Raw genomic sequence first — 26090 nt, 5'->3', positions numbered from 1 at the left:
CCGCGTGACGAGCCGCGCAGGGAGGAGTCTGAATAGACTTCAAGTCTTGTCCGGATCGTGCAGGCTTACACGGAACTGTGCATCCGGACGATGACTAAAAATTGTGCGTGGCCGAATTCCGCGCGGCTCATCACGCGGAGCGATGATGGCTACTTTGGTGCTCGCCTTGCGGCGAGAATCGATCGAACAGTACCGTCTACAACAAGGTGAGACAGGATGAATACTTCAAACCGGCTTGGACTGACGCTGTTGGAAATGGTAACGGTCGTTCTTATTTGTTTGGTGCTGTTGGCGCTGCTTCTGCCTGCGGTGAGGACCGCACGAGGCCCAGCACGTCGCACGCAATGTCTGGATAACCAGCGAAACGTTACCGTTGCGATTCTCAACTTCGCTTCGACGAACGATGGCCGCTTTCCTGCGCAGGCTCACTATTTGGACCGCATACGGGACGACGACAACGCCTCAGTGATTTTCGACGGTCGGAGCTGGGTCGTGGACCTGCTTCCGTACATGGACGGGCAGGGCACATACGACCGCTGGGACAAGACTCAACCATGGAACAGCAGATCGTCCGACCGGAGTGGCGTTTCGAATGCTGAGCTGTCCAGACTAAAACTCGACTTCCTCGGGTGTCCGGAGGATCCCTCGTCCTTCTTCGTCGACGGCGGCCTAAGCTACGCCCTTAATTGCGGCGTCGGCGACAGGAATTGGATCGCATCCGTTGGCCCGAAACCAGAATGTCAGCTCGAATCCGGGCATCATTTTATGGTGGAGCCCTTCGACTGGAATGGCAATGGAATTCTGCCACCGGAAGACCTTGAAGACGCAGCGATCACTCGCGACTTCGGTGTGTTCTGGCCGCAGTTTGGCTCACCGTCAGACGGTGGTAAAGATGATCTCCGCTACAAGCACCATGTGGTTGGTGAAATCTACGATGGGTCCGGCAACACGATTATGTTGGGCGAAAACATCAATGCGGGAACTCGGCCCGGCAACAACACACCGTCATGGGCGGATCCGCATATCGGCAGCAGCGGCTTGGTTCTCCCCGTGGACGCCAAGCAGATCAACAAGACCATACACAGCAATGATGGCAGCCTTGCGGACGTTGTCATCAGCAAGCCATTCAGCCCTGCCATCAATCAGTCGAAGAATGCTGGCGAAGGTAAAGCTCCGTTCGCCAACACGAACCATCCCGGAATCGGCGTATTCGCATACTGTGATGGTTCGGTTCTCACGATCAGCGAGAACATCGACCTCCGTGTCTACACTTGTCTGATGACACCATGCGGGACGCGGGAACGGGACTTGTCCGGTTTCGTTTCCGAACAACCTGTGACGGCAGATGATTTTTAGGCTTCAAAACTGGGCCAGAATCTTAACCACTTCCGTCTGCACCGGACCGCCCGTCACTTCGACTCGGCCATCGGCGTGAATGTACACGTCGACTTCGCTGCGGACTCCAAACTCAGGCAGATAGATGCCGGGTTCAATTGTGAACAAGGTGCGCGGCAGTAGCAGGCGAGTTTCGTGAGTTTCCAGGTTGTCGATGTGAGTTCCGTTGCCGTGGGTTTCCTGGCCCATGCTGTGGCCGGTGCGGTGGCAGAAGTATTCGCCGTAGCCCGCGTCGGCAATCACGTTGCGCACGGCGTCGTCGACCTGCCAACCCTGGAGCGGTGTGCCGGCCGCGAACGCCGCTTTGACGCATTCGATTCCGGCATCTCGACCGGCCGCGACAATGTTGAAGATCTTTGTGTATTTTTCGGGCACTTCGGTGCCGACGAAACCTGTGCGAGTCAGGTCGCTGTAGATCCCATCGGGCTTGTCTTGTTTGGCCCACAAGTCGATCAATACGAAATCATTCTCACGGATCGTGGTGTTCGCGCCGTGGCCGGTTTCGTAATGTGGGTTGCCGCCGTTTTCGTTGACCCCGACGATCGGCGGATGATATGTCGTTAGGTTGTGATCGGCGAAGTGTTGCATGATCGTGTCCTGCACGGCCTTTTCTTCGACACTGGCGTTGGCTCGCACCTGATCCGCAATGAACTTCCACGCAACACCGAACGCCGCGTTACACACGTCGCAAGCCGCGTAATGGGCCTGCAGTTGTTCTTCGGAAAGCGTTGCTTCGAAAATGGAAATCAAATCGCCGGACGCCTGCACGTCACATCCGAACGACTTCACCAGTTCCACCGTGCCTGCATCGACTCGTGAGATATAAGGGTTGCCGTTGCGAGGCGAGTACTCCATGGCCAGCGACTTGCAGCCGGACACCATCGCTTCAATTCCTGCCTCCAGTTCCTGCCACTTCAGGTAGACGTTCTTCTTGCCAGGCAGGTGGTCCAGCACATCGTTTTCAATGCGGTGCACCAGCTTCTGAGGTTCGCCGTCGGTGGGCACAAAATAAAGAAAGCGGCGTGAACTGACGAAGTCAGCGGGGAGTTGCAGGACTCGCTGAGCCAGCAAATTGCTGCCGCGAAAGTCGTATAGCAACCAGCCATCGAATCCGAATTGCTTTAGAGCGTTTTGGACGGCGGTGAGGTTGAACATGTGGGGCTTTCTAATTCGTGGGGAGCTGACTGGCAGAAATGTACTGATAAGTGCGGTGCAGTGCGAGTACCGCGTGTGCCGACACAAAGTTGAGTTGGCCTCGCGTATTACGGCGACCAGGCAATTTCAACGCCATCACTTTCACCTCCCCCAAGCGAAGCATTGGGGGAGGTCGGACGGAGCGAAGCAACGTTCGGGAGGGGGCGTCCGCGCGACACGGCTGGCACCATTCAAAAGCCAACTTCGCAGTGCGCCGCCCTTCCCCGATCTTGCTTCGCTCGAACGCACCCTCCCGCAATCAGTTGTGGGACGCGGCGCAAGTAGTCGTCAAAACAACAACGACCTTAACCAGTCTGCAGCGGCCAGCTTGCTTAGCCATGCGGCGGACAGAGCCAGCAGGATTCCGGCAAGAGTCATCAGGAATATCTCGGTGCCGATCAATGACACAATCGTGGCACGACTACAACCAAGCTTGTGCATGGTCTGCATTTCAGCGGCTCGCAGGCGGATCGAAAGTAACAGAACCAGTCCCAACAACAGTGCAGTGACGAAGGCGGACAGAATGGAGCTCAGCCACACCAGCCGTTCGACTCGGAACACAATGTTCAACAGGTCATGCACCACGCCGGCCGGTTTTACGCACTGAGCCGTCTCGGTCCGTGCCGATGCATAGCGGCCAAGCAGCAGGGTCTGGTCCTTTCGCGAATGCGGGTTCGCGATTACGGCGGAAATGGGAAACGTTTCTTCGCGACCGTGAAGGTGAAACGAATCGATGTTGTCCGCCGTGATTTCAGTGAACGGCAGAACGGCCGCACTGGCCGTGACAGACGTCTCTGACTTTTCCAGCAGCATGCCGTCGTCGACGGATTCATGCGCGAGTTCCTGATGTCCGTGGCCGATGCCGTCGATGATCCATGCGGTCTTCAGGTCGATAAACACAACGTCGTCGTCTGGCGAATTCGATTTCGCCAGCACTCCGGTGATGTTCATTCGCAACGGATAATCACCCGCCAGGTTGAAGGCGTTTTTGGGGGCGGACAGGATCTTGTCGCCGGGTTTCAGGTTCATTCGGCTGGCGACATTGCTGCCGACCACGCAGTCGCCCAACATGGCGAGACCATTGCCTTCAGCCAGGTACAGGTCTCGAAATTCGAAGTATTCCAACGTAGTGCCCACGATCGGCACGCCGTCCTGATTGTTGATGCTTTGAGTTCGATAGGCGACGTGAACCGGCATCGCGGTGGCGAAGCCGGTGTCCTGAATATAATTCGCCTCCGCCATTGTGGTTGCATCGGGCGGGATCGTGTCGAAGTACAATGCCAGCAGAGCCAGGTCGATGCGACTACCCTTCGCACCGATCACAAGCGGTGTCGATTCGGCTCGGGAAACGATGTCTGTGCGGAACTGGTTTAGCAACAGTCGCACGGTGATCGGCAGCCACAGTGTCAAAGCCAGGCACAGCACGATTGTGATGGCTCGCCCGCGATACCACCAGAGCGAACGCAGCGCCAGGTAAAAAGCATTCCGCAGCATCACTCGGCCTTTGCTGCGGCGGTCAGGAACTGTTCGAAGTCAACCGTGTGGTCAAAGTGGTGCAGCAGCGAATGGTCGTGGGTCACCATGACTAAAGTCGTTCCTTCGTCACGCACCGTCTTAAGCAGCAGTTGCAGAATCTGTTCGGACGTCACGGGGTCCAGGTTACCGGTCGGTTCGTCGGCCAGCAGCAGCGAAGGCCTGGTCAGCAGAGCTCGGCAAATGGCGACTCGCTGCCGTTCGCCCTGGGACAGTTTCGTCACGCTTTTGCGAAGGTGGGAGCTAATACCAACCAACGCCGCCAGTTCTTCGGCTCGTTGACGAAGGTCGACAGTCAGCGGCAATGATGTATTGATGCGGCACGGCAGCAGGATGTTGTCCAGGACGTTCAAATATTCGATCAGTTCAAAGTCCTGAAACACCATGCCAATGTTCTTCAGGCGAAACTTTCGTTTTGCAGCGTCTGGTAGTGCGGTGACTTTGGTGTCTTCAATCGTGATCTGCCCGCTGTTCGGCCGCAGTATCCCGGCGATCAAATTCAGAAGCGTCGTCTTTCCGGAGCCACTCGGCCCGACGACCGCCGTGGCGCTGCCCGGAGTAATCTGCAGGTCGTCGACGCGCAGATCGAAGGCGCTGCTGGGGTATCGGAAATTCAGATTACTGATGGCGATCATTGTGGCGAAGGCGGATTTGTCGATTGAGTTATTAGCTTACGGGTCTTGTAGGGGAGTCGATTGCCTGGTTCAAGCTGCATTGAATGCGACTTGCTGTTCGACACGAGGCACCCGCCGGAAATGTACACGGGGCGAACACTGTTTCTGGTCGGACTGGTCCTCTATCCTACTGCCTGGTGCACTACCGCAATTTGTTGAAAACCTGAAAACACCGAGACAGAGTTCGCCCATTGTCGCCCGATGAATCCGATACCAGTCACGCATCCGCTGACCATGTAGACGCAGTCGCTTCACCGTCTGAGCTGATTTTGATGGGGACCGGGACCAGCGTGGGAGTGCCGGTGGTGGGCTGCCCGTGCTCCGTTTGCACTTCCGGAAATCTGAAAAATCGGCGGCTACGGTCGGGTGTGCTGGTGAAAGCTCCCGGCGGAGAATTTGTGATCGACACGGGCCCGGAACTGCGGCTGCAGTTGCTTGCCAGCGGCGCGTCGATGGTGCGAGCCGCCATTTTTACTCACGCCCATGCCGACCACGTGATGGGGTTAGACGACCTGCGGATTTTTGGGTTTCGTCTCGAAAAAGAACTCCGTACGGAAGCGATGCGAACTTCGGATCTGAACGGCGCGGAGTTCGATGAAACGTCCTTCCAGGCCAACGCGACCTTTACAATTCCGTTGTACTGCGAAGAAGATGTCGAAGAGAGTATTCGGCAAATCTTCTACTATGCGTTCACCGATCCGACCACGCACAGTCACCGGTTTGCGGCACCTCGACTTCGGTTCGAACGCATTCAGCCGGGGAAATCCTTCAATGTGCTGGGATTGGACGTGCTGCCGATCCGCTTGACTCACGGCAAGCTTCCGATCATTGGCTATCGCATCGGGGACGTGGCGTTTTGCACAGACGTTTCGACCATCCCGGCAGAAAGTCGAGAGCAACTTGAAGGTCTGGACACGCTGATAATCGACGCGCTGCGGCATCAACCTCACCCGACTCATCTAAGCGTTGGCCAGGCGGTCAAGTGGATCGAACGCATACAACCGCGGCAAGCCATCCTGACGCACATGTCGCACGAATTGGACTACGACGAACTGTTGAATGAGTTGCCTGACGGTATTGAACCAGGTTACGACGGTTTGCGAATCCCACTGGGTTAATTTGGTGAGTGGAACCCGTGGCTGAGTGGGGATAAAATGGCTGCAGATCAGTCTCAAACGAAAGCGTTCGACGGTTGACTGACCAAACGACCGGAAGTCTTTATCTGGCCCGTCAAAAAAGCGAGGCAACAGTCTTGAACGACGTTACAAACACAAGTCCGCAGACCGCTCAACAGGTGGTCGAAACCTACTTTATGGAACACCGCGCCAAGCTGGTGGATATCGCTGCCTATCTGGACCGTATCGATCGAGGAACGTCTGCGCCGGTCAACGACTTTCGCGACACCGCGTTTCGAAAAGCGATTGCGATTCTTACCGACGGTGAGACTCATCGGGCGAAACGGATTCTGGAATTGTTTAGCGATTATTCTTCCGATATGCCGCAGTCTGCGGAAGGAATGAAGGGCGCTTCCGGGGCCGTGAACGTCAACAGCGGAGGCACAGCATGAAGTACATCGACCCTCATATTCACATGGTCTCCCGCACGACCGACGACTATCAGCGGATGGCTCAGTCAGGCTGCGTCGCCATTACCGAACCCGCGTTTTGGGCAGGCTTCGACCGTTCGTCGGCTCAGGGCTTTTACGACTACTTCCAACAGCTAACCGCGTACGAACCGAAGCGAGCGGCTCAGTTTGGGATTCAGCACTTCACGTGGCTGTGCATCAATCCCAAAGAGGCAGACGATCCGGGGTTTGCTCGCGAAGTTGTGTCGCTGATTCCCGAGTTTCTGGACAAGGGCAACGTGCTTGGCATTGGCGAAATTGGGCTGAACAAGAACACGAAGAATGAGCTTATCATTCTGGAAGAACAGATCGCGCTGGCCGCCGAACACAATCAGTTGGTTCTGGTGCACACACCGCACCTGGAAGACAAATTGAAAGGCACTCGGTTAATTATGGATGCCCTGTCCGCCAGCGGCATCGAACCGGGCCGGATTTTGATTGACCATGTCGAGGAACATACGGTCGGCGAAGTACTGGACCGTGGCTTCTGGGCGGGAATGACGCTGTACCCGGACACAAAGGTCACGCCTCAGCGAGCAGCCGATATTATCGAGATGTACGGGAACGAACGTATCTGGATGAATTCCGCCGGCGACTGGGGCTGCAGCGATCCGCTGGCGGTTCCGAAAGCTCGCCTTGAAATGCAGCGGCGTGGTCATTCGGCCGCTACGATCGACAAGGTTACGTTTGCCAACCCGCAAACGTTTCTAAGTCAGTCACCGCAGTTTGCGATCCGCGATTAAAGCAATGAAGAATACAGAAGCCCGGCATTCGAAAATGCCGGGCTTCATTTCTTTGTTCAGTAAACGATTTATCGTTTACTGCGTTTGTCAGTCGGTGCTGACAAAGCATCCGCCGGCAGCACAGCAGGCGTCGTCGCAGTAGCAATCGCCACCGGTGTCGCACGCGCAACCGAGGTCCTCGCAGGCACAATCGTCGCACCTGCATTCCTGACAGCAATCGCAGGGCGAAGCGGCCGCCGGTGACGTACCGAAGGCTCCAAAAGCGGTGGCCGCAGTCGCGGCGCTAAGGACAGCAAGACCAAATAACTTCTTCATGGAATTAGCTCCTGAAAAAAGAGAGAGTTCGAAAGAATACTGAGGTAACGAACAATCTCCTGAGCTAATTCCTCCACATGCAAAGAGTTGCCAGACGCTGTTGCAGTCTCGGCAATTCTTGCCCTAAATCAGCGTCGATGCGGTTCAGCCCGGTCGAATCGGAACAGCGTCCGTCGGCAGGCAGGCTGACAAATCCAAACCCGACAGAATCGACTTCAGGCCCACGCGAGTTCGCGGGAATCGTCGGGACCGACGTCTGTCGACAGCAAACGCAGTTGCACGAATCACTGTCGGTTGTCGCGGTTTGCTTTCGATCGCAACAATTGGCCGAACGATCAACCTTGCAACAGCTTGCAGGGGCACCGGAGCTGGCACAGGCAGTCGGTTGCAGCAACGCTCCACTACCGCAGCACGAAAACGCAGTCGCATCGACTGGCTGAACTAACAGCGACAAGGCTGCAATCAGGCCTACGATGGTGCGAGTTGTCTTGAGTGTGGTGATCAACTGTTGTCTCCTGTGAACTCTATTGTTCCCAGAAGCCCGATGAAGTCAATCCGGATTCTTTATTCGAAGTTGCTGCTGTCGTCGCATCAACCTGCCGCTCGCCTGAATTGGCACGAATGACGCTGCTGGCCAATTCAGGCCGATGGGCGAAGCGTATTCCGCAGTTTGTTCCTCGCTCGGGAGACAAGCGATTTAACGGCAATTGCTGACGTGCCCAATTGCGTCGCGGCCGTATGCGCATTCTTGCCCTCGAAATAGACCAATTTAAGAGCGTTCTGCTCTCGTTCACTGAGCCGATTCATGGCCGAATGAAGTTGATTCAGCAATTCCGTTCGTTCAGCAAATTCCGATGGGCCAGCCTCGGAAGTGACCTGATCATGTTGCGCTCGGTCTTTGCTTAAGGGATGTTGCTGAGACCACGAAGAATTCTTCCGTCGGGCTCGACTGTGGCGAGCTGTTAGAGCCACGTTTCGGGTAATTTTAAACAGCCATGTGACAAACTGCGCAGACGGCACGTAGGTATTGCGCGCACTGAAGACTCGCAGAAACACCTGTTGCACCAGATCTTCTGCTTCCACATCGTTGCCCATCATTTGAATGACCAAACCGTGGACGCGTTTTTGATATCGGGACATCAATTCGTCGAATGCCGCAAAGTCGCCCTGGCCGACGCGCACCATCAAGCGCGCATCTGGGTCTTTGATCACAGAAATGTTTGTCTGAGTAATCATTTCAATTCCCATTCCAACTCAACAGGCAGCGTCGTGTGCCGCGTGGCTCGTCCTGTTTGGTGAATGTGTTCGCGATGTGTCTTCTCCTGTAAACGGCTCGCCACGCCGTTCTACACTGGTTTTGGCCAGATTGTTCACGGTGGCCGGCAAATGACTGGCGTGCCGCGTCTGATGCGGCCGCTGAAAACACGCGTATTTGTGTTCCGACCGGGACTTTTTGTCGTGCACGCGCAGAATGCCGGATACGATGAATGACCAGCCTGCCTCCCTTCAAAAAACGCGCGTCGTCGTTGTGATTGCGATTCACCACGATCGAGTGATCCACGGAATTCTCAGACCGGTCAAAATTCGCCCGAATTCCTGTGTAAGCCAAACGGCGACAACGTATTTAGTTAGAGAGTACATGTCGGATTCAGGCCCCCATAAAGACCCCTCGATTCCCATTGAGGCGGGCGATGAACAAAGCTTTATCGAGCAGTTCTCGCAATCCCGAAGTCGACTGAAGCAGATGCTTGAATTCCGCATGGACCGTCGTCTTCGAGCGCGAGAAGATCCTTCCGACATTTTGCAGGAGGTTTACATTGATGCTGTCCAGCGTCTGGAGCACTACCGAAAGAAGCCCGAACTGTCGTTTTATGTCTGGCTGCGCCAACTGACGACGCAACGGCTGATTGACGTTCACCGACGACACTTGAAAGCAGAAGTTCGCAATGTGAAACAGGAAGTTTCGCTGGACCACCGTCGACTGGCGGCCACATCAGCATCGATGGCGATGCAGCTTGCTGCACATCTGGCGTCGCCCAGTCAGTTGGCGATGCGGGCCGAGATGATTTCGATCATTGAAGAAGCGCTGGATAACATGGATGAGATCGATCGAGAAATTCTGGCACTAAGGCATTTTGAAGAATTGCGAAACAGCGAAGTTGCGGAGGTGCTGGGGCTAAAAGAAGCGGCCGCCAGCAACCGCTATGTCCGTGCATTGTCTCGGTTGCAGGAAGTCCTGCAGGACATACCAGGGTTCTTTGATGAAGTATGACGCCTACAACGACGTGATCACTGATCATGCAGAACACCGCAATCCGGTTGAAGTTCTGGCGGAGGAATTTCTGGATCGGCGGCGCCGTGGCGAGGTCGCGAGTGTGCAGGAATACGCCTCCTCCCACCCGGAACTGGCCTCGGAGATTCGAGGGCTATTCCCAGCCATGCTGGCGATGGAGAAGTTTCGCCGGAATCGGCTGTCATCGTCTTCCACCCGAATCGACCTGCAGGTCGAAGCGCCCGAACAGCTGGGAGATTATCGCATCATTTGCGAAGTCGGTCGCGGTGGTATGGGGGTGGTGTACGAAGCTGAACAGCAGTCGCTGGGGCGTCGAGTGGCGGTGAAGTTGTTTCCGCGTCAGGTGCTTGCAGATTCGCGTCAGCTAAAGCGGTTTCACAGTGAAGCGCGAACGGCGGCCAGTCTGCACCATACGAATATTGTTCCTGTGTTCGGCGTTGGTCAACAGGATGGACTGCACTACTACGTCATGCAGTGCATTCAGGGAAAAGGACTGGATCAATTTGTGCAGCCCGCCATGACGGAACCGGATCCATCCGTCACGAAGGGAAATCTCACTTACACACCGCCAATCGCGTTTTCCAGCACCGTGACCAACATCACGGAAAGCGACGCAGATTCGGAAGTCGTGACCACCGCCAGTGTCGCAAGCGACCTGTCGAATGCAGAGTCGGAGGTGCACTCGCCGGTCGCAGACTTGCTTGATTTCCGAACGGTGGCAGACATCGGAATTCAGGTTTCGGCAGCGCTGGCATACGCTCACGCTCACGGCGTGCTGCACCGAGATATCAAACCGGGAAATCTGATTCTGGATCCTCAGGGGACTGTCTGGGTGACCGATTTCGGTCTGGCCACTCTGTTGGAATCGGAAGAACGAAATGACCGCGCGGAGGTTGTCGGCACGCTTCGTTTTATGGCTCCCGAACATCTGAACGGAAAACAGGACGCTCGAAGCGATCTCTACAGCCTGGGAGTGACGCTCTACGAATTGTTGACTTTAAGGCCCGCATTTTCGGAACAGAGCAAAGCAAAGCTGATCAACAAAATCATGAAAGGCGATGTTGTCCCAGCCACAACGCTGCGTCCTGGAATTCCACCCGATTTGGCCGCGATCGTTCACAAGGCAATGGCTGGTAAATCTGCGCAACGGTATTCGTCTGCCGCAGATTTGGCCGATGATCTGAGGCGCTTCCTTGATGGGCGACCTGTGGCCGCTCGCCCGATTGGAATTTCCGGCCGACTGTGGCGCTGGACACGACGTAACCCAATTGTTGCAACACTAAGTTCTGCGCTCGTTTTAGGGGCGGTGTTGTCATTTGTTATGATCAGCTCGAAATGGAGCGAGGCTGTTGTACAAGGTGCACGGGCGGAGGCGAATCTGTCTTTGGCATTGGAGTCGATGGATCAGATCCTTGAGCGATTCGCATCAAGCTGGATGGCTCATCCGATCGCGACCGGCGATGCCGATGACCCTGAAGCAGGCTTTGAACCGCAACTGGCGGTGACCGATTACAACGCTGCTGTACTTCAAAATGCCCTGCGGTTTTATGACCGATTCGCAAGGCAGAATACGACCAACCCGCAACTCAGAAGGGACACTGCGAAAGTCCACCGACGTGTGGGAGACATCTATCAGCGACTTGGACAAAACACAAAAGCCGAACAGGCATACCGCAGATGCCTGCAGATTCTGGAAGCTGAAAACGCGTCTGACAACGCCGCTGTCGTCGCGGAACGAGCCAGCACGATTAATCAGATGGGCCTTGGGATGTTCCGTTCCAGTCGGTTTGCAGAAGCGGAGGGCGAATTCCGCCGAGCGAAGCAAATGCTGCTGAAGACGACGCATCAAAACGACGCAGAATTCCGTGCAGAGCGCGCGAGAACCGAACATAACCTCGGGCAGGTGTTGCAGCTGATTCGCCGGTATTCCGAGGCGCGGCGATGCCATCGAGACGCGGTCGAGCTTCTGGAGTCTCTGGTCGAAGAACATCCTGAAAAGGCGGACTACCGGTTATCGCTGGCGAGAGCCTACCGAACCTCGTCCCAGGGGCAGCGTCGCAAAAAGGCGGATCAGCTGCGTAGTGCGGGCATCGCAATTCTGGAAGAGCTTGTGGCCGAGTTTCCTAACGTTCCGGATTACCAGTGTGAGCTAAGCGAAATGCTCATCACGCGCAGGTTTGGATCGCGCGACGAACAAAACCTTGAACACCAGGAAATCGAAACCGAGCGAGCGGTCGAACTGGCAAAGTCGCTCTCCGTGAAGTACCCGCCCATTCCGCGATACCGAGCATTGTTGGCAAGAACGCTGAAGGAACAAGCCGGAATTCTGAGCCGTACAGCGTCGCCAGCGGCTGCTGACGAGCGGTTTGAAGAATCAGTCCTGTTGTATCAGGGGCTGGTAGAGGACTTTTCTGACGTTCCCGTCTACGGATTTTTTCTGGCCTACTCGCTGCGGGAACACGCAAAGAATTTGCGCAAGCTGGACCGTCTAAGCGATGCCGAAACTGCTCTGTTGGATGGCATCACAGCGTTGAAACATTACCTGTCGTTGCGTCCCGAAAGTTCGTTTGGCAACTACGGACTCGCCGGTATGTTCGAAGACCTGGGTGAAGTTCTGACCGACAGCGGTGCGCACGCCAGCGCGAAAGCGGCGTTTGAGGAAGCTAACGAAATTCGATTGCTTTTAGGCCAGCCTCAGGGGTGACTCTAACAGGCGAAAATACTGGCTTTTAAGGTCTTTTCGCAGTCACGTTCGATTTTTTCCGCAAAACCTCGATGCCCCAACTCGACTCCGCAGCTAATTGTCTGCCCGTGAGTTTATGCCGGTCGTGGCATTCAGAAAGGTGGCGTCGTTCATGGTTACAGGCATCATGATCCTGCAACCCAACGTCGGTTACACACCTAGAACGGCTGGTCAGCATGGTTGGCTTACGATGTCGTCATGGAATCAAACATGACCCAACGGAACGTGACCAACACGCAGACAAGGCACATCCACCATGTGACTTCCTGAACGCGACGTCGTTCGCGAAAGGCATACAGCACGCCACACCCGATGGCGGTGGCCGTAACTTTGAATAAGGCCAGCGAGGAAGGGGAATGAATAAAGCTGGCGGCCAGCGGATTGACTTCCGTCATCACACCAGCTTGTCCTGCCATGATTGTCCACAGCAGGTCGACACCCGACATGCCCAACATGAGCAACAGGCCGGTTTCCACACAGCGAATGGTCTCCACAGGGCTGCCACCATTTTGCTCACAGACGAAATTGCGGCCCGTCCATTTCAGCATGTGCCCGAAGGCGATTACGCCCAACATCATGCCAACAAGCGTCAATGGGTAGGCAAAAGTTTCGAGCCGATACTGAGCGGCCATCTTGCTTTCCATTTCTGCCACCACTGCGTCACTTTCCGTGACGAACTGCTCAAGTCGTTTCCGCAGTGTGGAACTAATGCGGAATTCGGTGAGCCACTGGTCCCAGAGCACAACAGCGGACTGGTCTTTGGCAACGCGCAGGAACTCCTGACGCTGTTCCGATGTGGGTTCATTGGTCAGCAGTCCGGTATACAACGCGTACTTGTCGTCCCCCATTGGAATCACTCGCAGCGGTTCTCCCGAGAAGATTACGACATCAAAGTCGTCTGACAAACACTGCACGAGTCGCCGGGCAGAACGCGCCGGGGTTTGCTGAGTTTCCCGCGATCCTCGACGACTTCGACTGCGGCCACGCCGTTCCACGCGATCCATGTCCCAGTCTTCGTCTTCCATCATGTCGTCGAAATCGCGACCGTCCAGAGTCACCTCCACAGGGACGCCGTTTACAGTAATCGTTTCGCTGGTCGCCTGCACAGAATGCGGGCCGGGAATGTGCGTTCCGTCGACAAACAGCAGCCCACCGTTTACGACGTCAGAGTATTCAATCGCGGAATCTGAAGACGGCCCCTGTGATTCAGCCGCGTCGCCGGCGAAGGCGTTCGAGATTAATACTGCTGAAGCGACGCCAAGCACAGTGGTGAGGCGCAAACCGGCACGACGGAGCTGGCTGACAGGAAATTTTACGGAGTCGGAGACGGGCATCGGTGAATTCCCGGTGATAGGCGCAGTGGCATCAGGCATGTGCAAAGCGAACTTTTTTCTTGAACGGGCCGCTGTTGGCGTAAACCCACGGAAGGTCCGTGCGAGTCGCGTCAATTTCTGGATTTGAGGAGACATCATCAAATGGACGAATCCGACAGGTAAGAGAATTTAAGAAAATTTACGAATTGCCGACACCGCAATTCCCGTGCCGGGTTAATTGCATGATCGAGGTCACGTCAGCGCGGAACGAAGTGCGGTGGCCCGAGTTTTTGGGGGTTCGCGTCTGGCCCCGTATCAGCCTGCCCGCCATTTTCGTTGTAGGAGTTTGCCCAAAAAGACAGTTCGTTTTTCTTCGGAGGTGTTTCTTACTTTGTCAAATTCAGATCTCTTCCCCAAGGAGTCGTCGCATGAGACGTCCCGAACTCAACCGGTCACGCGGTTTTACTTTGATTGAACTTCTCGTCGTGATTGCCATCATCGCAATCCTGATCGCTCTGCTTCTGCCTGCCGTCCAACAGGCTCGCGAAGCCGCCCGACGCACCCAATGCAAAAACAACCTGAAGCAGCTCGGGCTTGCTTTGCACAACTACCACGACGTCTTTGACAAATTCGTCTACATGAAGGGTGGGACTCGCGGCAACGGTGACGCGACTCGTTTCGATGGCAACTATAGTCGCCGGTCGGGCATCATTTCACTGTTTCCTTATCTTGAGCAGTCGGCGCAATACGAACTGATCGAAGGTGGCGACCCTACTACCAGTCCTCCAATTCCGCCGGGTGGGCCAGCGGGGTGGAACGGTTGGGCCGGGTGGAATCAGAAGATGACCAGCCTTCGCTGCCCGTCAGACCCAGGCGTGGATCGCCCTCGCGGTGTCAATAACTATGCCTTCAGCCGAGGTGACTTCATTGGCACAGCTGCCCCCAGTGGACGTGATGCATGGGACAGCAACGGTCTGTTCGCATTGAACCGAACCTTTGGTCTGCGAGACATCACCGATGGCAGCAGCAACACTGTTGCCATAGCTGAACGTCAGATCGCATCCTTTGCAATGGGAGGAAAAGGGTCTCCAACGCTGCGAGAAGGCATTCTGAACAACGTGCCTGCTATTGTCACCAATCCGGGTGCGTGTCTTGCCGCCGCAGCACTAATCAGCGACGGTGAAAGGTACACCGACTGGTCGCAAGTGAAGGGCAAGTTCAGTTCAACCTACTGCGATGGTCAGCCGGAAAACGTTGCCTTTAACACGGTGCTGGCACCGAACTCCGCTTCCTGCACCAATGATGCCAACAACAATTCCGACTCAGCGGTATCCGTTTTGACAGCCAGCAGCCAGCATACTGGCGGCGTCCAGGTACTGCTCGCAGACGGTTCGGTTCGGTTTATTTCCGAGAACATCGACACCGGAAATCTTGGTGTTGCCACCTTTCTTGGTGCCAACAGTCCGTACGGTGTCTGGGGTGCTCTGGGAACTCGAGCTGGCGGTGAAGTTGTCGGCGAGTTTTAGTGTCGCTTCCTGTTTTGATGAATCCGGCCTGGCGCGATATTTCGCCAGGCCGGGCGTTTTGTCCGTTAAAAAATCGTACAACTGAGAGTCAAGAAATGAGTAAATCTGTTTTGACCAGTCTGCTACTGACGGCCGTCATTTGCGGCTGCGGCAGAACACTGGCCCCGCCCGAACCGGTGTATCCGGTCACGGGAGTCGTTACCTACAAAGGCCAACCGGTGGTCGGCGCAGACCTCACCTTCTTTAATGCCGAAAAGAAACGAAGCGCCTTCGGCCGCACAAACGATAGAGGCGAGTACAAGCTCACCACGTTTTCAGCCAACGACGGTGCTGTGGAAGGGCGATCGATCATGGTCGTCACCAAGTATGTTCCGCCGCAAGTGACCGCGCCTGAGCCGGACATTGAATCCGAAGCGTATCAGCCGCCAGGTTATGGTGTGCAAACGCCTGTCAAGTCGCCCGCGCTGAAGTCCGAAGTTCCGGCTCGTTACGCCGATCAGGCAACCTCGGGGCTGATTGCCGTGGTCACCAAAGAGGGGCCGAATAAGGTGGACGTCGAATTGGCCGACTAACGTTGGACCAGATTTAGCACGTCGTCGTGCAGGTTCCCGTTGGACGCCAGAAGACTCGTTTTCTGCAACGGCAGCGGGCCACCTGCGCACGTCGTGACTTTGCCACCGGCTGCTTCGACCAGAAGCCGCCCGGCGGCAAAATCCCACGGTGACAATTGGTATTCGAAGTACGCTCCAAACTGCCCGCACGCCACCATCGCCAAATCCAGTGATGCAGTACCGAATCGGCGGATGCCGTGGATCTGCTGTTTAAACAGGCGGTCGACTGATGCCAAGGTCGCTTCCATCATGGCACCTCGGTCATAGTAGAAGCCCGTGCCGATCAGAACTTCATCCAGCCGCGTTTGTGAGCCCACGTGAATAGACTGGCCGTTGTGAGTCGCTCCGGTGGTTTGGTCTGCAATGTACCAGTCGCCGAGAATCGGGTTGAAGATGACGCCTGTATCAGCCTGGCCGTCACGGTAGTACGCGATGGAAACGGCGAAATGCGGAATGCCATGAGCGAAGTTGGTGGTGCCGTCCAGTGGATCAACGATCCAAAGATGCGGCGTGTTGACGTCGTCTGAATTCTCTTCTTCGCCCAGAATGCTGTGTTCCGGAAAGTGTTTGCGGATGACCTCGGCGATGGCTCGTTCGGCATTCACATCTGCATCGGAGACCAAATCGACCGATGCCGATTTTGTCCGCATGGTCACGCCGTTGTGAAAATAGTCGGACAGAATGTCGCCCGCTGCGGTGGCGGCTTCTTTGGCTGTTTGCTGAATACTCACAGTAAGTTGGCTTAGAGCAATTTACGTTTAGTTGTGGACGGTTCTGGCTCGTGTGAGCCGGCCCACGTAGAGCAAGAATCGATTTCCGCGGCCACAAGTCAGCGTGAAACGCTGTCGAGTTTGTCACGAAGTCGTTGGCGTTTGCGGCACACGGATGCCAGAATCTCGCGGACGCAGGTCGCGACCGCAAGTCGTGAGCTGACGTCGAATTCAACTTCTTCAAAATGCGCCACAAAAATACGACATGTCGGTCGCTCCGTTTGTCGCCTTTCCGGACCTGCAGTATGAACGTCAATCGCCGAAAATTTCTGGCCGCCTCCGCCGTTGCCGCTTCTGTGCCTGGGATCACAACTGCCGCAGCCCCCGCAGAAAATCAGAATGCGAAGTCACCGTTTCGCTACTGTCTGAATACGAGCACGATTCGCGAACAAACGGACGACATCAGAAAGCAAATTGAGATTGCTGCCGCAGCAGGTTACGACGGCATCGAGCCGTGGATGCGTCATTTAACGAAGTACACGGAAGGCGGCGGGAGCCTGACGGATCTGCGGAAAATGATCGCCGACGCCGGACTCACCGTCGACAGCGCGATCGGTTTCGCCAACTGGATTGTGGATGACGACGAAGGTCGTAAGAAAGGGCTGGAAGAAGCCAAGCGCGACATGGATGTCCTGGCAAGCATTGGCGGTACTCGCCTTGCCGCTCCGCCTGTGGGCGCTCATCGTGGTGGAGAAAAACTGGACCTGTTTGTGGTCGCCGATCGCTACCGAGCTTTGCTGGAAGTGGGTGACGAAACCGGTGTGGTGCCGCAGCTGGAAGTGTGGGGCTTCAGTACCAATCTGTCTCGGCTGGGCGAATCCGTCATGGTGTGTGTCGAGGCCAGTCACCCGAAAGCCTGTCTGCTGCCGGACGTCTATCACATCTTCAAAGGCGGATCAGACTTCGGCGGCCTGCAATTACTCGCCGACAATGCCATCCAGGTGTTTCACATGAACGATTACCCTGCGTCACCGGATCGAATGGACATGAATGATTCTGATCGGGTCTACCCCGGCGATGGCGTCGCACCGCTGACCGACATCCTGAACATGATCGGTAGTCGAGGACGCTCGGTGACTCTGTCACTTGAATTGTTCAACCCGACCTACTGGAAGCAGGATGCGCTTGAGGTCGCGAAAACCGGTCTAGCAAAAATGAAGGCCGCCGTAGCGAAGACGGCGTAGCGGAGCCGCAGGAAAACTCACGGCACGAAGGGTTTGCCGCCAGGTCGGTTGGCCATCGATCTGCTGAATTTGAGTCCATTTCACTTGTCGCGCGAGTGTCGCCTCAGTAGTCTCCTTAAGGTGCTGTTACCGAAAACCAGCAGGAGTTTGATTTCGTGTCCGATATTAACCCTTATGCAGCTCCGTCTCAGGAGAGTATGGCGACGGAAGTCTTTCCGGATCGCGACTACGGCGGGATTGGACGCGCGGCCTATTTTGGCCTGTCTTTTGCAATCGGAGTTCTCAACAACATCGTGCAGTATGCTGCCGATAAGGCGGGAGCGACCGGCGTTGTTCTGGTGACAGCCATCATCGGATTGGTTGTCACCATCGTACTCGCCGTGCAGCGGCTCAAGAATTTGGGCTACAGCGGCTGGTGGGCAATTGGATTGATCGTTCCGATCTTGAATATCCTTGTCGGTTTGCGCTGTCTGGCCGCTCCGGAAGGCTATGCAGACCATAAGACACTGGACACGGCCGGAAAGATCATTATTGGTCTTGTCATCGGGCTGTTTGTGCTGGTGGTCGTAGCTGCGATTTCGATGGCTTAAGGCCGCAGCACAAGAAGTGAATACCCGTATCGGTGACATGCTGGCGCCGTGGTGCGGCAGGATGCCGCAGATACATACGTTGTTATATTTCTCCGAGCCAATGCCTAAGTTCGTTACCTGCAATGTCCCGAGCGAAAATCACAACGGCTTACCGAAGTGTCATGCGCGGGGGCTCGACATTTAACGTGCGTTGCAGTTCATGCAGCAGGCGGACCTCAGCCGGGTCCAATTGTGATTCGTGGTAACTTAATTCACGAACCAGGTCCGTCGCTTCAGAATTTCGTTCGGCCAAAGACAAAGCTCGCGCGGTATACAAGTGCGACGCCGTCGTGCGGTTTTCCGGTGGGATCGTCATCAGCACATCCAGAGCGGCCGCGACCTGATTCGATTCAGCCAGCGCAAGTCCTCGGACGTTGCGAACCTTCGTGGTACCCGGTGACCTTCTCACGGCCTGAGCAGACAGGCCGAGCGCTTTAGACGGATCGTTGTCGACGAAGAGTGCCAGCCATGCCAGGCGTCCGTAGGCGCGTCCGTTGTGTCGTCCGCCCTGAGTTAACTGAGCGAGCCATTTTTCGGCCTTCGGATAGTCTTCAGTGGCTATCAGTGCGTTCACGTAAGTCAGCCGCAGAAATTCGTTGGTCGGTTCTGCTCGGATCAGATCGATAAGCTTTTTGTCGATGCGATCGCGCAGTCCTTGGACAGCGGCTCCATGACGAAAACATTCCAACCAGCAGCGTGCGAGTACATCGTTTGACAGACGGTTGTCGGCAGCCGCTGCTTCAATGACTTCAACGCCTGTTTCGACCGACTGATGCAGCGCGAGAAATCGAATGTAGCCGTACATGTGCTGTGGCGAAATTGACGCCAGTCGTCGACGCGCTTCCGCCGCGTAACTTAGAAGCGTCTGGGTCGGTTCGCGAATTCCTCGCGTTGCGATTTCAGCATCGGCCACGGAAGTTGCGGCTTCAGCGACGATTCGCAACCGCTCGGCCTCACTAAGCGTCTCGTAACTTTGGCCGCTTATGAGATTGTCCAACCATGTAACCATATCGCTGACGTCTTCGCGGGCGACCTGCAGGCGAAGCACGCTGATATGTGCCTCGATATTGCGTGCATCTTCGTCCAGAACTTTCAGAACGCGATCCTGCAATTGATTGCCGTGCACAGACGACAGTCGCTGCAACGCTCGCTGAATTTCCTCGCGTTCCGGCATGTTGCGAGCCGCTTTGTCCAGTTGGTCCATCGCCTGCGCGGGGTGTCCCTGAGCGAACAGCAGATCGGCCTGCAACAGAACTCGCTGCACATCGTCGGTGACGATTGGGTTGTCGTTACGCAGAAGTTCTGTGACTTCGGTCCAGTCACGGCTGGCAGAAGGCTGACTGAGGTTGTGACGAATCATCAGGTTGGCCAAAAATTCGGGAACGCCTTCGACGTGAAGCAGCTGTCGATATTCAGCAATTGCCAACGGAATCTGGTCGGCTCGCAGGTAAGCCGACGCCATTCCCAATCGACCGCCTTCGAATTCCGGATTCGCCTGTACCAGCGACCGATACGCATGCATGGCCGCTACGTCATCGCCGGATTCACGTCGACACAACGCCAGACAAACTCGGGCTCGCGACGTAATGTTGGCGTCATGATGAGCGAACCCTAAAGCAAGTTCAAAAGCGTTGATGGCGTCCTTCCAGTTCTTCTGAGACATCAGCAGGCGGCCACGCATGAACTCACGCCGCCCACGTTCGACAACCTTTTTCGGAATCTGGTCGAAGATCTGCTGAGCTCGATCGTATTGTCTGTCGCTGACCAGATAGTCGACCAGAACTTCGTGAAGTTCAAACTGTCGCGGGTCGCGTTCGATTCCATATTCCAGATTGCCGATCGCCGCATTCCGCTCACCAGTCGCCCATAGCGCTGACGACAGGTACAGCCTGAGGCGCGTTTTGTCGGGCATGTCGGACAGAACGCCATTCAGGTTGACAATGATTTTCTGATACTGATCCGCCGCGTTGAATGAATGGTCTTCGTTGGCCGCCAGTCGCACGGCTTTCAGCAACATGGCGTTCAGCCGAACGTCGTCTGGTTCTTCGTTCAGAGCTGTCCAGAGATCCGGAATCGCATCGGATGGACGGTTCGCCTGCAGCATCCAGGACGCTCGAATACGACGAGATTTTGCCGAATCGTCGTCGGCGACAAGATGACCAAGAAGGCGTTCCGCTTCGATTGGATCTTTCGCTTCTGACGTGATCAGCTCAGCCAGATATTCGAAGGATTCCGGCATCGGGTCTTCCAGTGACACCGCCTTGGTAAAGTACTTTTGCGCATTGGCGAAGTCGCCCGTATCTTTGGCCACAATGCCGCTGAAGTGCCATACCTCAGCTAAATCTGTGCGCTTGTCGCGCAGAGTTTTCAGATGCACAGCGGCGTCGGAATAGCGGCCCAGTCGATCCGAAATTCGAATCTGTCGCAGCCGCAGGTCATCGCGCGACTTGTCGTCCAGCAACAATCGTTCGTTAATTTGAAACGCTCGCAGCAGCGTCTTGGCGCTGGAACCGTGGTCTTCCAGCAGCCGCGAAATCTGTTCTTCCACTTCCGTATCTCGCGGATTCAAGACCAGATACTGTTCGAACAGGTCGAACGCTCGGTTGTGATCGTCTTCAGCCAGCGCCTGTTCGGCCGTGGTTTTCAGGTAGTTGCTGGTGCGCACAACCTGACCCGCATGGATCCACCCCGTCAGGATGGTCAGCAGCGTGCCGCCGGCCACAAGAGCCAGCACGGCTTTCAGATTAAGCACTCGCTTGGTTGAAGGTGCGTTTTCGGGTGATGTATGTGGCATGTGAACGAGCTTCGCAAGTTGGCTGAGCGATATTTGGTCGGTCGCAGGTCGCGCGAGGAATCGGTGACTTAATGCGTAAGATGGCCTCCGCAGACCATGGGAAAATCCGTCCGGTTATTGTGGGACGGAATCTTGTCCGGATAGTGCTGTGGTGATCGCTGGCAAGGCGTCCTTCAGAAACGTTTCGATCTGTGGCAAAGCGGAATCTTCGCCCGTATCAATGCGGCTGTCGGTGACATAAATCTTGTACAGGTATGACTTTCCGCGGAATTCAAAGCGAGGGTTGGAAGGTGCTTTCCATGCCCCGTCAGTGCCCCAGCCCCAGAACACGCGGACGATTTCCGGCACAGACGCGTCTCCCTGCCGGAATGATGACTTGTTAAATTCGTTGGCTGAATTGCCGTCGTCTGACTTGATCAGTGTGGGTGTCGGGCCGGATGCCAGTGTGTAGCCAATGCCTTCGAAACATGCTGTTGGCGGATGCACAGAAATCGGGCCTGAGGCGCCGCACAAAACGGTCAGGTGCACGGAGTAACCGATTCGAGGGTTGGTGTAATGACGTCGCACGTATCCGGAAATCCCGGCGACCTCCTGCTCCCGCTCGGTCAGTTCGGCATCGCTGCTGGAAGACCAGTTTCCAATGTCGGTTGGAATGTCATGCAGTCGCGCCACGGCGTTGTTCAGGTCGGACTTGTCGGCGGTGTCAAATCCGTTAATGGAACTATCCGCGAACTTGCCAACGACCAGCGCAGCCGTGCCAGCGCCCATGAGCAGCAGGTCGCGACGCTTGATTTTAGTTTTCTGCACGATGCTGACCTTTCGAAGTGTCAGGCGTATTTATGAAAGTGATCTTTGCCGGCCGTCTGATTCGCTCTGCCGTTGTCTGTCGGCGGTTGAAGTCTGCGGACACGCACTGCTAGCTGCGCGTTACTGTCGGGACACCCGGTAGTCCCATGCGTTTAACGGACCTGAGCTTGTCTTCTGCTTCTGGTGCGGCGACGAACAACCAGTCCAGCAACTTCAACAGCAGAAACAACAACAACATGGCTGAAGGCATCATCAACCAGCCACTGAGATCGTGAAAGACGAGGTCTGCCATGTCCTGACCGAGCCAGTGATGAGCGAGCGCGGTCGCAACAATGCGACCAATGTTGCATATCAACGCGATAGGAATGGCGCTAAACAGGATGATCACTTTTTCCCAGACCGATCGCTTTGTCACGATGATGGTTGCTGCAGAGATCGCAAAGAACACCGTCAGCATTCTCATACCGCTGCAGGCTTCCGCGACGCCAAGTTTGTGGTCGCCCATCAAAATCAGGCTGCCTTTGGCGACGGCCGGGATGCCAAACATCTGAATGTAGTAAGCCGATTTTTCAGCTCCGTAAAGTTGCAGCGGAGCGGACAGCATGCGTTCAATTCGGTACGGCAGCGGAAACATGAAGATCAAAAACAGTATCGCGGGCCAGACGCCCCACACCAGGTTTCGTCCCCAAATCAGAAATGCGCCCCCTGTGATGCACAGCAGCAGTCCCAGGCAATCGGCTGCTTCAATAAACAGATAGCGGCCAAGAATGTGCAGAACCGTTCCGGCAACGATGAAGGCGATTCCCCATGCGCTTGATTGAGCCCACCCGGCTCGGATGCGATCGCTGAGGTACCAGCCAAGTCCGGCGGCGATGAGTGGAATGGCAAATCCATGAGAGTACTGCGGTTCTGTAGACCACCGGCTCAGAAAAGACTGCAGCAGGTCGCTGAACAGCACAACCAGGGCCAAAAAGAAGACACCCGTCCAGATGGCGCGAGCCTTCCAGTCGGGGCACGCCCATTCGTCCGGTTCATGTGATTTCAGAATTGATCGATGTTGCATAGCACACTTTGCAAATGTGATTCGCCAAATGGGGTGTCGCCGCAACGGCTGAACCTTCTGGAACACCGTCAAAAACGGACGGAATTCGAACGGACAGCGCAGTGCCAACAAGAGGCTAGCTCGTCAATTCCCGCAGCGTTCGAAGTTTTCCGTTGGAAACACGCCGGAAAACCAAATATGCAGTGTTTTTATTGGTCGGATGGCACCACGACGTTGCAAATTGGCAACGCTGAGCCCGCATAATCGTTACGACCGGAAGTCCGATTAGGCAAAGTGCGTAAAACAGTTCATGTGTTTCAGATGCTGCTGGAGACATCCAATGGACCGTATATGTTTAGCCCATGATGACCCGCTACGGATGGGCATCTTTACTATGCGATCCCCTTAGCAAATTGTCATCACTCATTCACTTCAAATCGTGAATTCAGGAACTGCGAGGCAAGCGAACTATGTTGAACCAGAAACTCAAATCAATCTTCAAGAAGGCATCGTTGTTTGGCGCGCTTGCCGCAACCGCAGCAACGCCTGCGTGGGCTCAGGGAGTCCGGCACGATTCACGTTTCGCTTACGCTCGCCCCTGCTCGTCTTGCGGTGAGGTTGTTGCGGCTCACGTTTCCGGAGCAATGATGCCCGGATATCCAGTCGCGGTGCAGGCCATGCCGCGAGTGTCGCACATGTCTTTTTACAATCCGGCCGACTGCGGATGCGGACCAGCGCCACAGGCCCTGCCTGAAGTGGCACAAGGCACGGCTCAGGTTCAGCCCTATCAGCAGGAGGTTGTTGAGGAAGACCAACTGGTCGACGAAAACGGAAACCCCATTGCAGCCGACCTCTACGGTGGAAACTACCTCGGCCTGTACGGTCAGGAAGGAATTCCCGGCGGAGCGATCTACGCGGGCGACGCCATTGTTCAGGGCGAAGCTTTGGTTCCCGATGGCGGTGGCGTAGGGGCAGGAGCAGGCGGTGGCTTCGGTGGTGGAACTGGTCACGGAGCTGGCTTCGGCGGCGGCAGCAGCGGCGGCTTCGGCGGTGGCGGAGGCTTCGGCGGCGGATTCGGTGGTGGAATTCTCGGCGGCCTGATCGGCGGCTCGTTGAACAACAACAACGACGGTGCCAACAACAATAACAATAACAACAACGGTGATGGCAACGGCGGCAACGGCGGTATCACCATCAACAACAACGCTCAGGGCGGAAACGCAACTGGCGGCAATGCCACAGGCGGCCAGGGTGGTAACTCAAACGCGACCGGCGGTCAGGGTGGCAACGCAACGGCCAATGGTAACGGCGGCAATGCGACGGGTGGCAATTCAAACGCTACCGGTGGCAATGCGACCGGCGGCAACGGTACTGGCACTGGAACAGGGTCGGGATCAGGTTCAGGTTCAGGGTCTGGATCTGGTGGAGGAAACGGCGGCGGCAACGGAGGTGGCGGCGGTGGCAAAGGTGGAGGCGGCGGCAAGGGCGGCGGCGGCAAAGGTGGTGGTGGAAAAGGCGACGGCTTCGGCGGCGGCCACTCTGTAATGCCGGGTGACAAAGGTCACGGCGGCGGTGCCATCGGTGGCGGCAGCGGTTTTGGCGGGGGAAGCGGCAGCGGCTCTGGTAGCGGCAGCGGCGGTGGATCCGGCTTCGGTGGCGGCACGGGTTCTGGCGGCGGCTTCGGCGGCGGTCAGGGTGGTGGCCAGGGCGGCGATGATCAAGGCAGCGGCTTCGGTGGCGGCCAGGGCGGGGGAACAGGCGGTGGCTCCGGCTTCGGTGGCGGCTCTGGAAGTGGTTCCGGCTCGGGCAGCGGCAGCGGTTCTGGTTCTGGAAGTGGTTCCGGTTCTGGCTCGGGAAGCGGTTCTGGCTCAGGCAGCGGCAGCGGATCGGGTTCAGGGAGTGGTTCCGGCTCGGGCAGCGGTAGCGGTTCGGGTTCAGGAAGTGGTTCCGTCTCGGGCAGCGGTAGCGGTTCTGGTTCAGGAAGTGGTTCCGGCTCAGGCAGCGGCAGCGGTTCTGGTTCAGGAAGTGGTTCCGGCTCAGGCAGCGGCAGCGGTTCAGGTTCTGGAAGCGGTTCCGGCTCGGGCAGCGGTAGCGGATCGGGTTCAGGAAGTGGTAGCGGATTCGGTAACAATCCTGACTGTCCGACTGACGGTGGCGGATCTGGTTCTGGAAGTGGTTCCGGCTCAGGCTCTGGTTCCGGCAGCGGCTCGGGTTCAGGAAGTGGCTCTGGCAGCGGTAGCGGTTCTGGTTCAGGCAGTGGATCTGGATCTGGTTCGGGAAGCGGCTCGGGCAGCGGCTCGGGCAGCGGCAGCGGCTCGGGTTCTGGAAGTGGCTCCGGCTCGGGCAGTGGTAGCGGTTCCGGTTCAGGAAGCGGCTCTGGTTCGGGCAGTGGATCTGGCTCCGGCTCAGGAAGCGGTAGCGGATCTGGGTTTGGTGGCGGCAGTGGGTCGGGCTCCGGAAGTGGATCCGGCTCAGGTAGCGGTTCAGGTTCAGGAGGCGGGTTCTTCAGCAATCCGCAGGAACCGACTGTCGATGTCCCTGTAACTCAACCAACCGATCCTGGTAACAATGGTGGCAGTGGATTCGGAAACGGTGGTAACGCGGGCGGAGGCATCGGTGATCCGGGCTCTGGAAACGCACCCGTCGTCCCGGAACCTGGTAGCCTGCTCATGATGGCCGTTGGCTCAATGATGGGCGGCATGGCTTACCTGCGACGTCGTCGCAAAGACAAGACGGCGGAATAGCTTTCGCCGCGAGTTGAGAGATCGGCTCAGGAAAATAACAAAGCCGTCGTTCGGATATCGGACGACGGCTTTTTTCATGCGAGGCTGATCGTCAAACTGCTGGCCAGCGAAAGCATTCAGCCCAGCGTCTGCTCGGCTGTCCTGACCAAGCAGATC

At 56.3% G+C, this 26090-nt stretch carries 21 protein-coding genes; 11 read left to right on the top strand and 10 right to left on the bottom strand.

Features of this window, described 5'->3' with window-relative positions:
• The first annotated feature begins 216 nt into the window (after window positions 1–216).
• A complete protein-coding gene (locus Fuma_RS21475; RefSeq protein WP_077025928.1) occupies window positions 217–1356 on the top strand; it encodes a DUF1559 family PulG-like putative transporter in 1140 nt (379 codons plus the stop codon).
• A 3-nt stretch (window positions 1357–1359) separates the two neighbouring features.
• Here Fuma_RS21475 and Fuma_RS21470 read toward each other — a convergent pair whose 3' ends face one another.
• The 3 genes from Fuma_RS21470 to Fuma_RS21460 form a co-directional block, all read right to left on the bottom strand.
• Window positions 1360–2550, bottom strand: coding sequence for a M24 family metallopeptidase (locus tag Fuma_RS21470; RefSeq protein ID WP_077025927.1), 1191 nt, complete (start codon window positions 2548–2550; stop codon window positions 1360–1362).
• 327 nt (window positions 2551–2877) lie between these two features.
• Window positions 2878–4083, bottom strand: a complete 1206-nt coding sequence (locus Fuma_RS21465; RefSeq protein WP_083732219.1) for an ABC transporter permease — start codon at window positions 4081–4083, stop codon at window positions 2878–2880.
• Window positions 4083–4757, bottom strand: coding sequence for an ABC transporter ATP-binding protein (locus Fuma_RS21460; RefSeq protein WP_077025926.1), 675 nt, complete (start codon window positions 4755–4757; stop codon window positions 4083–4085). The genes Fuma_RS21465 and Fuma_RS21460 overlap by 1 nt, the downstream gene beginning before the upstream one ends.
• A 230-nt stretch (window positions 4758–4987) precedes the next feature.
• Here Fuma_RS21460 and Fuma_RS21455 point away from each other — a divergent pair, with 230 nt between their 5' ends.
• From Fuma_RS21455 to Fuma_RS21445, 3 genes are all read left to right on the top strand, one after another.
• The gene (locus tag Fuma_RS21455; protein ID WP_229360704.1) at window positions 4988–5914 is read left to right on the top strand and encodes an MBL fold metallo-hydrolase; all 927 of its coding nucleotides are present in this window, start codon (window positions 4988–4990) and stop codon (window positions 5912–5914) included.
• Window positions 5915–6048: 134 nt separating this feature from the next.
• A complete protein-coding gene (locus Fuma_RS21450) occupies window positions 6049–6363 on the top strand; it encodes a hypothetical protein (RefSeq protein ID WP_218922238.1) in 315 nt (104 codons plus the stop codon).
• On the top strand, window positions 6360–7163 hold the full coding sequence (locus Fuma_RS21445; protein WP_077025925.1) for a TatD family hydrolase: 804 nt from the start codon (window positions 6360–6362) through the stop codon (window positions 7161–7163). The genes Fuma_RS21450 and Fuma_RS21445 overlap by 4 nt, the downstream gene beginning before the upstream one ends.
• Before the next feature lie 87 nt (window positions 7164–7250).
• Here Fuma_RS21445 and Fuma_RS34930 read toward each other — a convergent pair whose 3' ends face one another.
• Both Fuma_RS34930 and Fuma_RS21435 read right to left on the bottom strand, forming a co-directional pair.
• Window positions 7251–7478, bottom strand: a complete 228-nt coding sequence (locus tag Fuma_RS34930; protein ID WP_145944297.1) for a hypothetical protein — start codon at window positions 7476–7478, stop codon at window positions 7251–7253.
• A 639-nt stretch (window positions 7479–8117) separates the two neighbouring features.
• A complete protein-coding gene (locus Fuma_RS21435) occupies window positions 8118–8714 on the bottom strand; it encodes an RNA polymerase sigma factor (protein ID WP_077025923.1) in 597 nt (198 codons plus the stop codon).
• Window positions 8715–9117: 403 nt separating this feature from the next.
• On the opposite strand from Fuma_RS21435, the gene Fuma_RS21425 reads away from it, so the two are divergent.
• Both Fuma_RS21425 and Fuma_RS21420 read left to right on the top strand, forming a co-directional pair.
• Window positions 9118–9750: a sigma-70 family RNA polymerase sigma factor gene (locus tag Fuma_RS21425; protein ID WP_077025921.1), complete on the top strand. Its 633-nt coding sequence runs from the start codon at window positions 9118–9120 to the stop codon at window positions 9748–9750.
• Window positions 9740–12475, top strand: a complete 2736-nt coding sequence (locus tag Fuma_RS21420; RefSeq protein WP_077025920.1) for a serine/threonine-protein kinase — start codon at window positions 9740–9742, stop codon at window positions 12473–12475. Before Fuma_RS21425 ends, Fuma_RS21420 begins: the two co-directional genes overlap by 11 nt.
• Before the next feature lie 224 nt (window positions 12476–12699).
• Here the strand turns inward: Fuma_RS21420 and Fuma_RS21415 are convergent, their stop codons facing one another.
• Entirely contained in the window at window positions 12700–13848 is a 1149-nt protein-coding gene (locus Fuma_RS21415; protein ID WP_077025919.1) for a DUF5658 family protein, read from the bottom strand.
• A gap of 407 nt (window positions 13849–14255) precedes the next feature.
• Between Fuma_RS21415 and Fuma_RS21410 the strand changes: the two genes are divergently transcribed.
• Window positions 14256–15353, top strand: a complete 1098-nt coding sequence (locus Fuma_RS21410; protein ID WP_077025918.1) for a DUF1559 domain-containing protein — start codon at window positions 14256–14258, stop codon at window positions 15351–15353.
• A 95-nt stretch (window positions 15354–15448) separates the two neighbouring features.
• Complete coding sequence (locus tag Fuma_RS21405; RefSeq protein ID WP_077025917.1) at window positions 15449–15925, top strand: hypothetical protein; 477 nt, start codon at window positions 15449–15451, stop codon at window positions 15923–15925.
• On the opposite strand, the gene Fuma_RS21400 is transcribed toward Fuma_RS21405, so the two are convergent.
• A complete protein-coding gene (locus Fuma_RS21400) occupies window positions 15922–16695 on the bottom strand; it encodes an inositol monophosphatase family protein (protein ID WP_218922236.1) in 774 nt (257 codons plus the stop codon). The genes Fuma_RS21405 and Fuma_RS21400 overlap by 4 nt on opposite strands.
• Window positions 16696–16979: 284 nt before the next feature.
• Between Fuma_RS21400 and Fuma_RS21395 the strand changes: the two genes are divergently transcribed.
• Both Fuma_RS21395 and Fuma_RS21390 read left to right on the top strand, forming a co-directional pair.
• Window positions 16980–17918 (top strand): sugar phosphate isomerase/epimerase family protein, encoded by a 939-nt coding sequence (locus Fuma_RS21395; RefSeq protein WP_077025915.1) that lies wholly within the window; start codon window positions 16980–16982, stop codon window positions 17916–17918.
• 155 nt (window positions 17919–18073) lie between these two features.
• Window positions 18074–18508: a DUF805 domain-containing protein gene (locus Fuma_RS21390; RefSeq protein WP_145944296.1), complete on the top strand. Its 435-nt coding sequence runs from the start codon at window positions 18074–18076 to the stop codon at window positions 18506–18508.
• A 148-nt stretch (window positions 18509–18656) separates the two neighbouring features.
• Here the strand turns inward: Fuma_RS21390 and Fuma_RS21385 are convergent, their stop codons facing one another.
• From Fuma_RS21385 to Fuma_RS21375, 3 genes are all read right to left on the bottom strand, one after another.
• Complete coding sequence (locus Fuma_RS21385; RefSeq protein ID WP_145944295.1) at window positions 18657–21341, bottom strand: tetratricopeptide repeat protein; 2685 nt, start codon at window positions 21339–21341, stop codon at window positions 18657–18659.
• Between the two features lie 114 nt (window positions 21342–21455).
• Complete coding sequence (locus Fuma_RS21380; protein ID WP_145944294.1) at window positions 21456–22148, bottom strand: exosortase-associated EpsI family protein; 693 nt, start codon at window positions 22146–22148, stop codon at window positions 21456–21458.
• 109 nt (window positions 22149–22257) lie between these two features.
• The gene (locus Fuma_RS21375; RefSeq protein ID WP_077025911.1) at window positions 22258–23211 is read right to left on the bottom strand and encodes an exosortase/archaeosortase family protein; all 954 of its coding nucleotides are present in this window, start codon (window positions 23209–23211) and stop codon (window positions 22258–22260) included.
• A 449-nt stretch (window positions 23212–23660) separates the two neighbouring features.
• Here Fuma_RS21375 and Fuma_RS36455 point away from each other — a divergent pair, with 449 nt between their 5' ends.
• Window positions 23661–25934, top strand: coding sequence for a PEP-CTERM sorting domain-containing protein (locus tag Fuma_RS36455; protein ID WP_158521091.1), 2274 nt, complete (start codon window positions 23661–23663; stop codon window positions 25932–25934).
• The last annotated feature ends 156 nt before the right edge of the window (window positions 25935–26090 follow it).

This window comes from Fuerstiella marisgermanici (assembly GCF_001983935.1).
Lineage (GTDB): Bacteria > Planctomycetota > Planctomycetia > Planctomycetales > Planctomycetaceae > Fuerstiella > Fuerstiella marisgermanici.
Note: the sequence above shows the minus strand (reverse complement) of the source record. Positions and strands in the feature narration are given on the sequence as shown.

Coding starts and splice junctions, on each gene's coding strand:
- Fuma_RS21445 (WP_077025925.1), top strand. CDS start 6,360: ATGAAGTACATCGACCCTCATATTCACATGGTCTCCCGCACGACCGAC.
- Fuma_RS36455 (WP_158521091.1), top strand. CDS start 23,661: ATGTTGAACCAGAAACTCAAATCAATCTTCAAGAAGGCATCGTTGTTT.
- Fuma_RS21435 (WP_077025923.1), bottom strand. CDS start 8,714: ATGATTACTCAGACAAACATTTCTGTGATCAAAGACCCAGATGCGCGC.
- Fuma_RS21395 (WP_077025915.1), top strand. CDS start 16,980: ATGAACGTCAATCGCCGAAAATTTCTGGCCGCCTCCGCCGTTGCCGCT.
- Fuma_RS21425 (WP_077025921.1), top strand. CDS start 9,118: ATGTCGGATTCAGGCCCCCATAAAGACCCCTCGATTCCCATTGAGGCG.
- Fuma_RS21420 (WP_077025920.1), top strand. CDS start 9,740: ATGAAGTATGACGCCTACAACGACGTGATCACTGATCATGCAGAACAC.
- Fuma_RS21375 (WP_077025911.1), bottom strand. CDS start 23,211: ATGCAACATCGATCAATTCTGAAATCACATGAACCGGACGAATGGGCG.
- Fuma_RS21385 (WP_145944295.1), bottom strand. CDS start 21,341: ATGCCACATACATCACCCGAAAACGCACCTTCAACCAAGCGAGTGCTT.
- Fuma_RS21410 (WP_077025918.1), top strand. CDS start 14,256: ATGAGACGTCCCGAACTCAACCGGTCACGCGGTTTTACTTTGATTGAA.
- Fuma_RS34930 (WP_145944297.1), bottom strand. CDS start 7,478: ATGAAGAAGTTATTTGGTCTTGCTGTCCTTAGCGCCGCGACTGCGGCC.
- Fuma_RS21415 (WP_077025919.1), bottom strand. CDS start 13,848: ATGCCCGTCTCCGACTCCGTAAAATTTCCTGTCAGCCAGCTCCGTCGT.
- Fuma_RS21460 (WP_077025926.1), bottom strand. CDS start 4,757: ATGATCGCCATCAGTAATCTGAATTTCCGATACCCCAGCAGCGCCTTC.
- Fuma_RS21405 (WP_077025917.1), top strand. CDS start 15,449: ATGAGTAAATCTGTTTTGACCAGTCTGCTACTGACGGCCGTCATTTGC.
- Fuma_RS21465 (WP_083732219.1), bottom strand. CDS start 4,083: ATGCTGCGGAATGCTTTTTACCTGGCGCTGCGTTCGCTCTGGTGGTAT.
- Fuma_RS21475 (WP_077025928.1), top strand. CDS start 217: ATGAATACTTCAAACCGGCTTGGACTGACGCTGTTGGAAATGGTAACG.
- Fuma_RS21470 (WP_077025927.1), bottom strand. CDS start 2,550: ATGTTCAACCTCACCGCCGTCCAAAACGCTCTAAAGCAATTCGGATTC.